The organism is Myxococcus sp. NMCA1 (assembly GCF_026810205.1).
In the GTDB taxonomy this organism is placed as follows: Bacteria; Myxococcota; Myxococcia; order Myxococcales; family Myxococcaceae; genus Myxococcus; species Myxococcus xanthus_A.
In genome coordinates this window covers 1,824,879-1,837,143 of record NZ_CP113950.1, presented here as the reverse complement: position 1 = coordinate 1,837,143, position 12,265 = coordinate 1,824,879, and the positions used below count along the sequence as shown (strand labels likewise).

Annotated in this window: 13 protein-coding genes; 9 read left to right on the top strand and 4 right to left on the bottom strand. The window is 70.0% G+C overall.

Annotated elements, in window-relative coordinates:
- The first annotated feature begins 101 nt into the window (after positions 1 to 101).
- The 3 genes from OZ403_RS07905 to OZ403_RS07895 are packed head-to-tail and all read left to right on the top strand — an operon-like array spanning position 102 to position 2,964.
- Positions 102 to 1,556, top strand: a complete 1,455-nt coding sequence (locus OZ403_RS07905) for an anthranilate synthase component I family protein (protein ID WP_140853362.1) — start codon at positions 102 to 104, stop codon at positions 1,554 to 1,556.
- Positions 1,553 to 2,122: an anthranilate synthase component II gene (locus OZ403_RS07900; protein ID WP_140788718.1), complete on the top strand. Its 570-nt coding sequence runs from the start codon at positions 1,553 to 1,555 to the stop codon at positions 2,120 to 2,122. The genes OZ403_RS07905 and OZ403_RS07900 overlap by 4 nt, the downstream gene beginning before the upstream one ends.
- Before the next feature lie 17 nt (positions 2,123 to 2,139).
- Positions 2,140 to 2,964, top strand: a complete 825-nt coding sequence (locus OZ403_RS07895; protein ID WP_268783825.1) for an aminotransferase class IV — start codon at positions 2,140 to 2,142, stop codon at positions 2,962 to 2,964.
- A gap of 18 nt (positions 2,965 to 2,982) precedes the next feature.
- Here the strand turns inward: OZ403_RS07895 and OZ403_RS07890 are convergent, their stop codons facing one another.
- Both OZ403_RS07890 and OZ403_RS07885 read right to left on the bottom strand, forming a co-directional pair.
- A complete protein-coding gene (locus tag OZ403_RS07890) occupies positions 2,983 to 4,542 on the bottom strand; it encodes a hypothetical protein (protein WP_268783824.1) in 1,560 nt (519 codons plus the stop codon).
- A gap of 32 nt (positions 4,543 to 4,574) precedes the next feature.
- Complete coding sequence (locus tag OZ403_RS07885) at positions 4,575 to 5,375, bottom strand: pseudouridine synthase (protein ID WP_140788712.1); 801 nt, start codon at positions 5,373 to 5,375, stop codon at positions 4,575 to 4,577.
- Between the two features lie 186 nt (positions 5,376 to 5,561).
- Here OZ403_RS07885 and OZ403_RS07880 point away from each other — a divergent pair, with 186 nt between their 5' ends.
- The 5 genes from OZ403_RS07880 to OZ403_RS07860 all read left to right on the top strand — a co-directional run bounded on the left by OZ403_RS07880 (position 5,562) and on the right by OZ403_RS07860 (position 8,697).
- Complete coding sequence (locus OZ403_RS07880; protein WP_140788710.1) at positions 5,562 to 5,999, top strand: hypothetical protein; 438 nt, start codon at positions 5,562 to 5,564, stop codon at positions 5,997 to 5,999.
- A 14-nt stretch (positions 6,000 to 6,013) separates the two neighbouring features.
- Positions 6,014 to 6,442 (top strand): phage holin family protein, encoded by a 429-nt coding sequence (locus tag OZ403_RS07875; protein WP_140788708.1) that lies wholly within the window; start codon positions 6,014 to 6,016, stop codon positions 6,440 to 6,442.
- Positions 6,439 to 6,855 carry a hypothetical protein gene (locus OZ403_RS07870; RefSeq protein ID WP_268783823.1) on the top strand — a complete coding sequence of 139 codons (417 nt, stop codon included), beginning with the start codon at positions 6,439 to 6,441 and terminating at the stop codon, positions 6,853 to 6,855. Before OZ403_RS07875 ends, OZ403_RS07870 begins: the two co-directional genes overlap by 4 nt.
- A 1-nt stretch (position 6,856) precedes the next feature.
- Entirely contained in the window at positions 6,857 to 7,300 is a 444-nt protein-coding gene (locus OZ403_RS07865) for a hypothetical protein (protein WP_268783822.1), read from the top strand.
- 137 nt (positions 7,301 to 7,437) lie between these two features.
- A complete protein-coding gene (locus OZ403_RS07860) occupies positions 7,438 to 8,697 on the top strand; it encodes a threonine/serine ThrE exporter family protein (RefSeq protein WP_268783821.1) in 1,260 nt (419 codons plus the stop codon).
- A gap of 1 nt (position 8,698) precedes the next feature.
- Here OZ403_RS07860 and OZ403_RS07855 read toward each other — a convergent pair whose 3' ends face one another.
- The gene (locus OZ403_RS07855) at positions 8,699 to 9,115 is read right to left on the bottom strand and encodes a DoxX family protein (RefSeq protein ID WP_140788702.1); all 417 of its coding nucleotides are present in this window, start codon (positions 9,113 to 9,115) and stop codon (positions 8,699 to 8,701) included.
- Positions 9,116 to 9,236: 121 nt separating this feature from the next.
- On the opposite strand from OZ403_RS07855, the gene OZ403_RS07850 reads away from it, so the two are divergent.
- Positions 9,237 to 10,421: an AI-2E family transporter gene (locus tag OZ403_RS07850; protein ID WP_268783820.1), complete on the top strand. Its 1,185-nt coding sequence runs from the start codon at positions 9,237 to 9,239 to the stop codon at positions 10,419 to 10,421.
- Positions 10,422 to 10,496: 75 nt separating this feature from the next.
- Here OZ403_RS07850 and OZ403_RS07845 read toward each other — a convergent pair whose 3' ends face one another.
- Entirely contained in the window at positions 10,497 to 12,230 is a 1,734-nt protein-coding gene (locus OZ403_RS07845) for a lamin tail domain-containing protein (protein WP_268783819.1), read from the bottom strand.
- Between the last annotated feature and the right edge of the window lie 35 nt (positions 12,231 to 12,265).

Below are 12,265 nucleotides of genomic sequence, written 5' to 3'. Positions count from 1 at the left end.
CGTGACGCCCTGCCCAAGGGGGGCCCATCGCCGAGGCGGCCTGGACGGAACGTTCCTTCCAGGCGGCGGCCGCCGCCGTTCCTGGTATCAAGCGCCTCGACATGAGCCGCCCGCCCTCTCCCACGCGCTTCCCGGACCGGACGTCCTTCGAGACGTTCGTGGCCCAGGGCTACAACCAGGTGCCCGTGGTGCGGCGGCTCCCGCTCGGAGCGCTGCGTCCCGTGGACCTCCTGCGAGCCCTCCCAGCGGAAAGCCGGTTCCTGCTGGAGAGCACCCGGGTCAGCGCCGAGGGGCGCTATTCGTTCCTCGGCGCGAAGCCCTTCCTGCGCTTCACCACGAAAGAGGGACAGTGCTTCATTGACGGCGCGCTCCAGCAGGGCACGCCGCTGGAGGTACTGCGCTCGCTGCTGCGCCGGTGGCGTGGCGTCCGTCATCCCGGAATGCCGCTCTTCTGCGGCGGCGCGGTGGGCTTCTTCGGCTACGAGGCCGCGCACTGCTTCGAGTCCCTGCCCCGGCACCCACGAGACGACCTGCGCCTGCCTGAGATCGACCTGGCGTTCATCGATACCTTCCTGACGGTGGACCACCACGAGGGCCAATTGCTCGCGGTGGCGACGGGCTCGGACTGGGAGGACTGTGAGCGCAGGTTGGACGCGTTGGAGGCCCACGTCCGCACCGCTACGCCCACTGCGCCACGCGTGCCACCCGCGATGGATGGGCCCACCTCGGCGTATCGCTCCAACTTCACCCACGATGCCTACCTGGACGCGGTCGAGCGCGTGCGCGAGTACATCCGCGCCGGTGACACGTATCAGGTCAATCTCTCACAGCGGCTGGAGGTGGACTTTCCCGGTGAGCCGCTCGCGCTCTACGAGACGCTGTCCGCCATCAACCCCGTCCACTTCGCCAGCTATCTCGAAGGTGACGGCTTCCACGTCGTCAGCGCCTCACCGGAGCGGCTGGTACGCGTGGAGAACGGCCAGGCCACCACGCGGCCCATCGCCGGAACGCGTCGGCGGGGCACGCCCGAAGAGGAAGCGCGCTTCGTCCACGAACTGCGCACCAACGAGAAGGAGCGCGCCGAGCACGCCATGCTGGTGGACCTGGAGCGCAACGACCTGGGCCGGGTGTGCACCTATGGCTCGGTCGAGGTGACGAAGCTGATGGACATCGTCGAGTACGCCCACGTCCTCCACATTGAATCGGAGGTCGTCGGCCAGCTCGCGCCGGGCGTGGAGCCGCTGGACGTGGTGGGCGCGCTCTTCCCAGGGGGGACGATTACGGGCGTGCCGAAGATACGCACGATGCAAATCATCACCGAGCTGGAGCCACATGCGCGGGGGCTCTATACGGGCTCGCTGGGGTACCTGTCCTTCACGGGTGATTTGGATTTGAACATCGTCATCCGCACGCTGGTGGTGAAGGACGGCCAGGCCTACGCGCAGGTGGGAGGCGGCATCGTCCACGACTCGCAGCCTCGACAGGAATACAAGGAGACGCTCAACAAGGCGCGCTCGCAGCTCCTGGCCCTGGCATCGGTGGGGAGGCCGGGATGATTCTCGTCATCGACAACTTCGATTCCTTCACCTTCAACCTCGTGCAAGCGCTGGGTGCCCAGGGCGCCGAGCTGAAGGTGGTGCGCAATGACGCCATCACTGTCGCGCAGGTCGAAGCGCTCCGGCCCGACCACATCCTCATCTCGCCCGGTCCCTGCACGCCCCACGAAGCTGGCGTGTCCATGGACGTCATCCGGACCCTGGGCGGGCGGGTGCCCGTGCTCGGGGTGTGCTTGGGACATCAGTGCTTGGGCCAGGTGTTCGGCGCGAAGGTGGTGCGCGCACCGGTGCCCGTGCACGGCAAGACGGCGGCCATCGAGCACTCGGGCCAGGGCGTCTTCCGGGGACTGCCCGCCCCCTTCACCGCGGCCCGTTACCACTCCCTGGTCGTGGACGCGGAGAGCCTGCCGGCGTGCCTGGAAGTGACGGCGTGGCAGGATGGGCTCATCATGGGCCTCAAGCACCGCGAGCTGCCGCGCCTGGAAGGCGTCCAGTTCCACCCCGAATCGTTCCTCACGCCCCAGGGGCCCCAGCTGCTCGCCAACTTCCTGGAGCCGGCGCACTGAGCGCACGGGAGGCCGCCATGTTCTCCACGGTCGCGATGGACGGTGAGGTACGGCGCTGGGAAGAACTGCACCTGCGGGACTTCGCGCAGGGCTTCTTCTTCGGCGCGGGCTTCTTCACCACCTTCCGCATCGAGGCCGGCGAGCCCTGGTTCCTCGCCCGGCACCTGGCGCGGCTGCGCGCGAGCCTGGCCGCCTTCCCCGGCGCCGTCCGCACGCCACCGTCGGAGCACCTCGCTGAAGCCGCGGTGCGCGAAGCGATTGAGCGCTGCCTGCGAGCCGACGCCGCGATGGGCCCCACGTTCCGCGGTGTGGGCAAGTTGTCGGCAAGTGATGGCCACGTGCTGCTCACCTTCCGCGAGCACGCCCCAGACCTGGAGCGGATGCACCGCGAGGGACGGGCCCTGGACAGTCAGGAGCCGGGGGCCTACCGCCGCGGCGAGTCCACGCTGAATCACAAAGGCCTCGCCTACTTCCGGCAGTACAGCGTGATGGAGCGCCTGCCCCTGCTCGGCAATGAGGCCGGCGAGGTCTGCGAGCTGCCCACGGCCAACGTCTTCTTCCAGTGCGGCGGGGTACTCGTCACGCCGCCTCTGTCCGCGCCGTGTCTCCCCGGCATCATCCGCGAAGTGCTTCTGGAGGCCGGACATGTGGGGACACTGCCCATCGTGGAGCGGCCTTTCTCGTTCGCACAGCTCGCGCAGGTGAGCGCCTGCGTCTTCACCAACTCCGCCCAGGTGGCCACCGGCGTACCGAGCCTCCTCGGCCGACCGCTCCCCACCAGTCTGGCGCTGGCCCAGGGCCTTCGGAGCCTCGTCGAGGCCGTCGCGGCGCGCGAGCGCTGAGGCCCACGCGGAGGATGCCTACGGCGCGGGGACCGCCTCGCGTCCGTCCACGGGAGACGCGCGGCCCACGGGACGGATTTCCCAGACGGTGTTCCACACGGTGGACCAGTAGGCGTTCGTCTCCAACCGGGCGACCTCGACGGCCTCGAAGGCAGCCGCGTCGACGGGCGGAGGCCTGGTATCGAACCAGAAGAAGCGCTCGTAGGCGGCGCCGTGCCGCCGCAGGTAGGCCCCCAGTGTCTGACGCGTCAGGAAGCCTCGCTCGGGGTAGCCATCCGCCACCACGGGGGCACGTGAGAAGGGATGGACCCACCAGAGCTGCGGCCCCAGGAGCAGGTCCCGCTCGGTGACGTGGGCCTCTACCCACGCCGGCAGCGGGGCAATGCGCTCGCGAAGGTGATGGAGCCCTTGCCGGGGCTGACGGACGCGCGCGTGCAGCGGCGCCCAGAGGTGTCCCGCCACCACCACCACTCCGGTGATGATGAGCACCGGAGGTGACATCAACCGGGAACGCTCCACGAGCGACACCAACACCGCCGCCGTCACCGGCACCAGCCCCACGCCCAGCGGCGCCAGCAGCCGGCCATCCAGCGTGTCCATCTGCGTGCGGGTGGCCGTCCAGAACAGGCCCGCGACATACGACATGGCCATCAGCGCCGCGGGCTGCAGCCGCTCCAGCGATGCATCCGGCAGGCGCTCCCCTCGAACACCGCGCAGCGCGGGCAGCAGCAGCCACACCGTGGCCGCCACGCAGAGCACACCAAACGCGCCGAAGGACGCCTCCCCCAACAGGGTCTCCACCCCACTGAGCAGCGAGGACACGAGCCCCGCGCCACGTGGCGCCCTCGGAGGCCCCATGGCGCTGCCGAACAACACACCGTTCCGGACGAACCACGGCGCCACCACGAGTCCGAGCCCCGCGCCCAGCGCCAGTGCATGCACGGCATGCCGCCGCGGCCCCCCCGCCTCACGCGCCCGGACGAAGCGCCACAACAGGAGCCCGGGCAGGACGAACAGCGCCGCGTAGCGAGTCAGCACCGCCAGGCCCAGCAGCGCCCCCACCAGGAAGGAACAGCCGGCACTGTCCGCGCCCCGGACCTCCCACGCCAGGGCGAGCGCGAGCAATGCGACGCACAAGGGCTCGGACCACGCCGCCGCCGCCACGTGCCCGAAGGGACGGTAGAGGACGATGAGCACCGCGCACGTCCAGATGTAGCGCGCGCCCTGTCCCTCGGGAGCCATGGAGAAGAGCGCCGCGGCGAGCACGGCGAAGCACAGCAGGTGCAGGGTGACGACCGCCGAATCCGGCCCCAGCCACAACAGGGCCGCCCAGGCCATGGGAAACAGGGGCGGCCACAAGTCCAGCGGCCGGGGCATGGCCGTGTCCACCGCGAGCAGCGTGCCCGACAACCCCGAGCCCGACAGCAGCCCACGTGCCACGGAGAGGTAGTGCAGCGAGTCCGGCGTGTACTCGACGCCCAGGCAGAAGAGGCTGAAGGCCGCCGTGACGCCGAAGACACCGAGCCAGAAGGCCCGAGCGGGGAAGCCGCCACGCTCACGGGCCGCGGAATCGTCCATGGCCCCGAAGTCTACACTCGGCGGGCGGCGCCTCAGGAAACGGAGAAGGACAACCCCTGGGACACCTCCTCGTCCGTCAGCAACCGCCACGCGCCCTCGGGCACGTCCAGCGTCACGCCGCCCACGGCCTCGCGGTGCAGGGTCCGCACCGGATGTCCCACCGCCGCCAGCATCCGCTTCACCTGGTGGTTGCGCCCTTCCGTCAGGGTGAGCTCCACCACGTCCGGCGCGCGCAGCCGGGCACCCGCGGGCCGCGTCGGGCCGTCCTCCAGCACCAGGCCCTCACGCAGCCGACGGAGCGCATCCTCCGGCGGCGGCCCCACCACGCCCGCCACGTAGCGCTTGGGCAGGTGCCGCTCGGGCGACGTCCCGTGTTGGACCAGACGCTCGTCGTTGGTGAAGAGCAGCAACCCCGTGGTGTCCCGGTCCAGACGGCCCACCGCGAGCCACTCATAGTCGCGCAGCGGATGGGTGAGCCGCTCACGCAGACACTCGAACACGGTGCCCACGCCTTCCGCGTCCGAGCCGTGCACCACCAGCCCCACTGGCTTATGGAACATCAGCGCCAACACGGGCGCCTCCAGGTGCCGCGCCAGCCCGTCCACCCGCACTTCCATCCCCGGACGCACCGGCGCGAAGGGCTCGTGCTCCACCCGCCCATCGAGCGTCACCCGTCCCTCGCGGATGGCTGCTTCCGCCTGGGCGCGAGGCATCACTCCGGCCTTCCCCAGGGCCCTCGCCAACCAGTCCGACCTTCCAGAGGGTTGCACGTCCTCCGGTCCCCTCCGCCGTGCCGCTTCCAGCCACCTCGGGGTCCGCTGCTTGCGCACCATCCACCCACGTCCTCTCTCATTCCACCCACCTTCGCCCGCGCCCTCCACCGCCCACCCTGCCTGCGTACCAGTCTCCGTCCAGGCCAGCCATGCAGCATGTCTACCTTCTGAGGTGAAGGCACGCGGGGACGATGACCTGTGAAGCCCCCGCGACAGTTTGCCCCCTCGGAACCTGAAGGAGTCAGCATGGGAAGCGTCATTGACGGCAGCATCCAAGGCAGCGGGTACGGACAGCGCTCGGAAGAGGGCTCCCGCATCGCCCGTGGCGAGTCCGGTACGTCCGGAATCGGGCAGGCCGGCAAGGAGCAGGCGAAGCAATTGGGCAGCGCCGCGAAGGAGCATCTCTACCGCCAGGTCGAGAGCCGCCGGGGTGACGTGGCCAAGGGAATGCGGGGACTCGTCTCCACGCTGGAGAGCATCTCGGACAGAGACGAGGCGAAAGTGGCCCGGCCGCTGCTCGGCAGCGCGGCGGGGCTGCTTCGCCGCACATCCGACCGACTGGAGAACGAAACCACCGAAGAGCTGCTCGCGGATGCCCAGACACAGGTCCGCGAGCGGCCCGGACTCTTCATCGCGGGGTGCGTGGCCGCGGGCTTCGTCCTCGGCCGGCTCATCAAGTCCTGAGGGGAGCGTCCAGCATGGAACCCACGATTCCCCACCGGGACGGAGGCGGCTTCGGAGCGCTCTTCTCCGAGTTCACCGAGCAGGCACGCCGCCTGGTCCGCGCCGAGGTGTCCCTGGCGCGCGCCGAGCTGCGAACGGAGGCAAGGAAGGCATCTGCCGGAGCGGGCCTGCTGACAGGCGGCGGCGGGGTGCTGCTGCTAGGGGCCATCACCTTTGTCGCCTTCCTGGTGGCGGTGCTGGCCGATGCCCTGCCTCTCTGGGCCTCCCTCCTCATCGTCGCGGCGGTGCTGCTCGCGGTGGGCGGCGCCATGGCCTGGAGCGGGCGCCATCGGATGAAGCGGGTCCACGGGCCTGAACGAACGATTCAAACCCTCAAGGAGGATGGGCGATGGGCGAGCAGGAGCGCGCACTCCATGAAATCGCAGATGCACGGGCACGCATGAGCGAACTCGCGGGCGAAATGGCCCGGAAGGCCGAACCCGACCGGCTGAAGGAACGCGCCCGTGAGGCCGCCACGCACAAGGCCACCGCGCTCAAACAGCACGCGAAGGAGGCCGCCGTGGAGAAAGCCACGGAACTCAAGACGCAGGCCAGGGAGACAGTGATGCACCAGAGCATGGAATTGAAGGACCGGGCCGACTCGCCCAAGGGCTGGAGCCTGCTCGGCGCCCTCGCGGGAGCGGGCGTTGGCTCGGCCCTGATGCGCAAGGCCTTCACCACACGCGCGGCGCGCCAGGACAGCGAGCTCGCATGGAGGAGAGACGAACGGTGGCGCCATGACGGCCTGCGCGCCGGGGCTGGCAGCGAAGGCCCCCACACCGACATGAAGGCCAGCGCCAGCGACAAGGCGCATTGAGGTGAAGGGCAAGGCGCTCGATAAAGCCAGCGCGATTCGGGAGCGGACCACGGGCGCCGTGCACATGGCCCGGGAGCGGGCTTCACATGCGCGCGAGCGGGTTCCCTCGCGTGAAGCCGTCCAGCATCAGGCCTCCGACTGGCTCAACCGCACGGTGGATGAGCAACCCCTGCTCCTGGCCGTGGGAGGCCTCACGCTGGGCATTCTGGCGTCCGCCCTGCTGCCGGTGACCGGCAAGGAGCGCAAGCTCATCGAGCCCGCGAAGCGCCGCGCGACAGAAGGTGTCTCCCAGCTCCGTGGGCAACTCCAGGAAAAGCTCCAGGGAGAGGAACAGCAAGCGCCTGGCGGCACAGGGAGCTCGAATCAGGCAGCGTCCGACACCTCCAGCGTCAGCGCGGGCCACATCGAAACAACCCGCTTGGAGGATTCAGGAAAAACGCTCTGATGGGCGGAACTCCCAGGAGGAGGCGGACCTGAACCCGCGACGTTGAAGGTGCGAGGCGCCGGGCCCAATCAGGTGGGCGGCCCCCTGGAGCCAGGGGTGTGCCCCACTGCCGTTTGACTCGGCCTGGAGCCTCTGCCATGTGCGCCGCCGTGGCCGTCCCTCCCGAACTCCTCACTGCCGTCAGTCATCCCCCGCCGCCGGGCCCCGCCGTCGCCTTCACCATCCGGCTGGGCGAGGCGCTGCACCGCTACGGCACGCCCGCGCATCGCCTGGAGCTGCTGATGCAGCGGGTGTCGGAGCGCTTCGGACTGGAGGGGCGCTTCTTCTCCACACCCACGTCCATCTTCTCATCCTTCGGACCGCCGGAGGCCCTGCGCACCTCGCTCATCCGCGTGGAGCCGGGGGACATGGACCTGGAACGGCTGACGCTGCTGGACACGCTGGCGGACGAAGTCATCCACGGTCAGGTGCCCCCGACGGAAGGGGCCCAGCGCGTGGACGCCATCCTCGCGCAGCCCGAGCGCTTCGGCCCCGCGCTCCAGCTCCTGTGCTGGACGCTCGCGGGCGGCGCCGCGGGGCGGTTGTTCGGCGGAGGCCTGAAGGAGATGGCGGTGGCCGGGTTCAGCAGCCTGCTCATCGGTACCCTGGGCGTGCTCACCCGGAAGCAGCCCACCACGGCCCGGGTGCTGGAGCCGGTGGCCGCCATCCTGTCCTCCGCCGTCGCCGCGCTGGCCGCGAGCCTGATGGGGCCGCTGTCCGCGCAGGTGGCCACGCTGGCGGGCCTCATCGTCCTGCTCCCCGGCTTGTCCCTGACGGTGGCCATCAACGAGCTGGCCACCCGCAACCTCATCTCCGGCACCTCACGGCTCACGGCGGCAGCGCTCGTCTTCCTCCAGTTGGGCTTCGGCGTGGCCCTGGGCAGCCGGCTGTCGGTGGTGCTGCCCGCGCCGCCCGTGACGCCGCTGCCGCCCGCGCTGCCGGACTGGACGCAGCTGCCCATGCTGCTGGTGGCCATCTTCGCGGTGTGCGTGCTCTTCCGCGCGCGCCCCAGGGACTGGGGCTGGATTGCCGGAGCCTGCACCTTCGCCTTCGCGGGGGCCCGTCTGGGCTCGCTGCTGCTGGGGGCTCAGCTGGGTGCCTTCGTAGGCGCGCTGCTGCTGGCCATGGGCAGCAACGCGCTGGCCCGGCTGCGCAACAAGCCCTCCATCACCACGCTGGTGCCCGGGCTCATGCTGCTGGTGCCCGGCAGTGTGGGCTTCCGCAGCCTGTCATCCCTGCTGGAGCGGGACGTGGTGGCCGGCGTGGACACGGCCTTCTCCATGCTGATGGTGGCCGTGGCGCTGGTGGCCGGACTGCTGTCCGCCAACGCCCTGGTCCCCACGCGCAAGGTGCTCTGACTCAGCCCAGGCGGGTGACGTACACCGCCACCAGCGTCAGCAGGAAGTAGTGCACCAGCCCGCCCGCGCCGGCGTAGTCCTTCGCAACCCGCTGGCCGAAGAAGAGCGCCACCAGCGACACCGCGGAGAGCAGCGCGCCCCAGAAGGCCAGCGTCGCGCTGCCCGTGGCCACCAGCGCCACCAGCCCCGCGGCGCTGAGCGCGCCCGCCGCCAGCTCCAGCACGGTGACGGTGGCCAGCATCAGCGGCACCACGCCGCGCAGGGGGCTCTTGGAAAAGTGGCCCGTGAGCCAGCCCAGGTTGCCCTTCCAGTCGATGACCTTGTCGAGGCCAGACTGGAGGAAGAGGATGGCCAGGAAGACGGCGCAGAGCGCCTGGAGCAGCCAGACAGTGAATTGGGAGGATTCGAAGGGCGGCATGGCGTGGCCACTCTAGCCGCCTTGGGGCCGGGCCCAAGTCTTCTTGGCAGGACAGCAGGCGGGCAGGCAAAAGCGCCGCCCGTCCCTACCCTTCTGTGATGGCAGCCCTACCTTGGCGGGTATGGCAACCGAGCAGACCGCCCGGCGGGTGTTCACTGGCCTCATCATCCTCTCCATCATCCTGCTGGCCCTGGTTGTCCGCCCGTTCGCCAAGGCATTCTTCCTGGCGGCGGTGCTCGCGGGAACCTTCTACGGCCTCTACTCGCGGCTGAGCCGGAAGCTCCGCGGACACAACAACCTGGCGGCGGGGGTCATCGTCTCGGGAGTCATCCTGGCCCTGCTCCTCCCCCTGGGAGGTCTCACGGCCTTCGTCGTCACCGAGGTGTCGGACGGCGTGAAGTTCGTCTCCGACACGGTGCAGCGGGAAGGGATGGAAGGACTGATTGGCAAGCTTCCCAGCCCCGTGCGAGGCCCGGTAGAGAGGCTGCTGGAGCGCATCCCCCTGGAGCAGGCCCAGCTCGACGAGACGCTACAACAGCAGGTGAGCACCCAGGGCGGCACAGCGGCGCGGGCCGTCACCGGGGCGGTGGCGGCGACGGGCTCCATCGCGTTCCAGACGGTGATGATGCTCATCGCCCTCTTCTTCCTGCTGACGGAGGGCGCGCGGCTGGTGAGGTGGGTGGAGAGCGTCTCGCCACTTCGGCGCGGCCAGACGGGGGAAATCCTGCGGGAGTTCCGCAGTGTCTCCGTGGCGGTGCTCGTCTCGTCGGTGGCCACCGCGGGCGTGCAGGCGGCGGCGGCGCTCGTCGGTTTCCTCATCGCCCGCGTCCCCGCGGCGCTGTTCTTCGCGGGCGTGGCGTTCTTCATGGCGCTCATCCCCGCCGTGGGCGCCGCCATCGTGGTGCTGGTCGCCGCGGCGCTGATGTTCTTCAGCGGCCACCCGTGGGCGGCGCTGTTCCTCGCCATCTGGGGCACGGTGGTGGTGGGGCTGGTGGACAACATCGTGAAGCCGCTGCTGGCCAGGCGCGGCATGCACCAGCACGCGGCCATCGTCTTCTTCGCGCTGCTCGGAGGCCTGGCCGCGTTTGGCACGGTGGGCCTGCTGTTGGGGCCCCTCATCGTGGCCTTCTTCCTGGCCCTGCTGCGCATCTACGAGCGCGACTACGGCCGGCCCACGCCGCGCCCCGGGGACCCGGCCACGCCCGGAGGCCCGGGCGGCGAAGGCCTCATCATCCGCCCCTCCGTGCTGTCGGCGGAGACGCGCGAGCGCGTGCCCCTGTCACCCACGCCGCCGGAGAACCACTGAGGCTCCACTGAAACAACACGGCCCCGCTTCCCGCGCGAACGGGAAGCAGGGCCGCGACACTTCAAGCGGGGAGGCTCAGAACGCCGAGCCGTTGACGCGACGGCCCGGCGAGGCCTGCAGGCTGGACAGGCTGGTGTGCAGCACGAAGGTCGCCGTGGCGCCCAGGTCCGGGCTGCGGTTGGCGGACACGCCATCCGTGCCACTCACACCGGAGGACAGCACCGCGGACTCCACCACCGTGCCGGTGGCCGTCTTCACGGTGACGGTGTCACCGCTGTTGGACAGGCCCAGGGTGCCCGTGGAGGCGGACACCGCGTTGGGCGTGCCGGCCGGGATGCCCGCCGCGCCGCCGAACACCACGATGACGCCGCCCGCCGCCAGCGAGGTGCCACCGGGGAAGGTGTGACGCAGGCTGGCCGCGTCGGACACCGTCCACCCGCTCAGGTCCACCGCCCCGGTGCCCGTGTTCACCAACTCCACGAACTCGCCCGCGACGTTCGAGCCCGGCTCGTTGACCATCACCTCGTTGATGATGACATTGCCCGTGCCACCCGCCGGAGCCGTGGTGATGGTGAAGGCCGCGTTGCTGGTGTTGCTGACGCTGGCGTTGGACGCGTCGCTGATGCGGACGCGCGCGGTGGTGGTGGCGCTGGACGGCACCGTCCACGCATAGCTGCCCGCGGAGGCGGCCGTGCTGGCGGCCAGGGTGCTCCAGGTGCTGCCATTGAGCGTGTACTCCAGCTTCACGTTCGTGACACTGGTCGACGTCCAGGTGATGTTGCGCACGCTCCCGCCCGCCCAGCTCTCACCGCCGGTGGGCGACGTCACCGTGACGGAGGCATTGTTGCCGGGCGAGCTGTCGCCCGGGATGATGAAGTCCTTGATGACGGCCATGTGCTGCATGCCGGAGGCCCCGCTGTCACCGGACAGCGCGGGCGCGATGTCGCTCAGCGGCGAGTAGACGCGCGTATCCACCACCAGACCGTTGGTGAAGGTGCTGCCGCCGATGACAACGGGCGTCTGGTACGCGAACAAGTCATTGTCCACCAGCACGTGGTCATACGGGGAGTTGCGGCCCGCGTTGGTGTTGGTGTTGCCATTCTTGTCCGCCGGGTGCGGGCCCGCCGTGCGCACCACCTGGGACAGCGTGCCGAAAGCGGACTCGTTGCGGCTGCCGGTGTTCAAGTCTCCGCCGATGACGAGGTAGTCGCCCGCGGGGATGTTGGCCTTGATGCGGCTGACCAGACTGCTGGCCTCCGAGTTGCGGCTGCCGCTGCTCGTGGTGAGGAGGTGCACGCTCACCGCCCAGAGGTCCTTCGGGCCCGGCACGTCGATGCGCGCCCAGGCGAAGTCGCGGTTGGAGACGTACGGGTCATCCCACTCGCCCGAGGCGATGATGGGGTAGCGGCTGATGATGCCGTTGGGAATCTGCGCCCCACCCTCGCGGTAGTAGTGGAACTGCGTGCCGAACGCCGTGTCCACGAAGCCGCGGAGGTCCGCCGCGGAGTTCGACTTGTAGTTGAACTCCTGAATCATCACCACGTCAGCGTCCGTGCCCTGGAAGATGCGGATGCCGTGGCCCGGGTCGTAGTCCTGCCCGTTGCCGCTGGACGTGTTGGCCGCCACCAGGCGAAGTCGGACCTCGCCCAGCGCGTCCTGCCGCTGCCCGACTTCCGCGCCGTCGAGCCCCACGGACTCCAGCGCCGAGTCCTCGCCACCACACGCCGCGAGCACCGCCAGCAACAGCGCGGCGGCATGTCGCCGCCAGTTCGACTGCACATGGCTTGAAGGAGTTGCGTCGTCACGCATGATGTCCGGTCCTGCCCCTGACAAGGAGCTGTTGA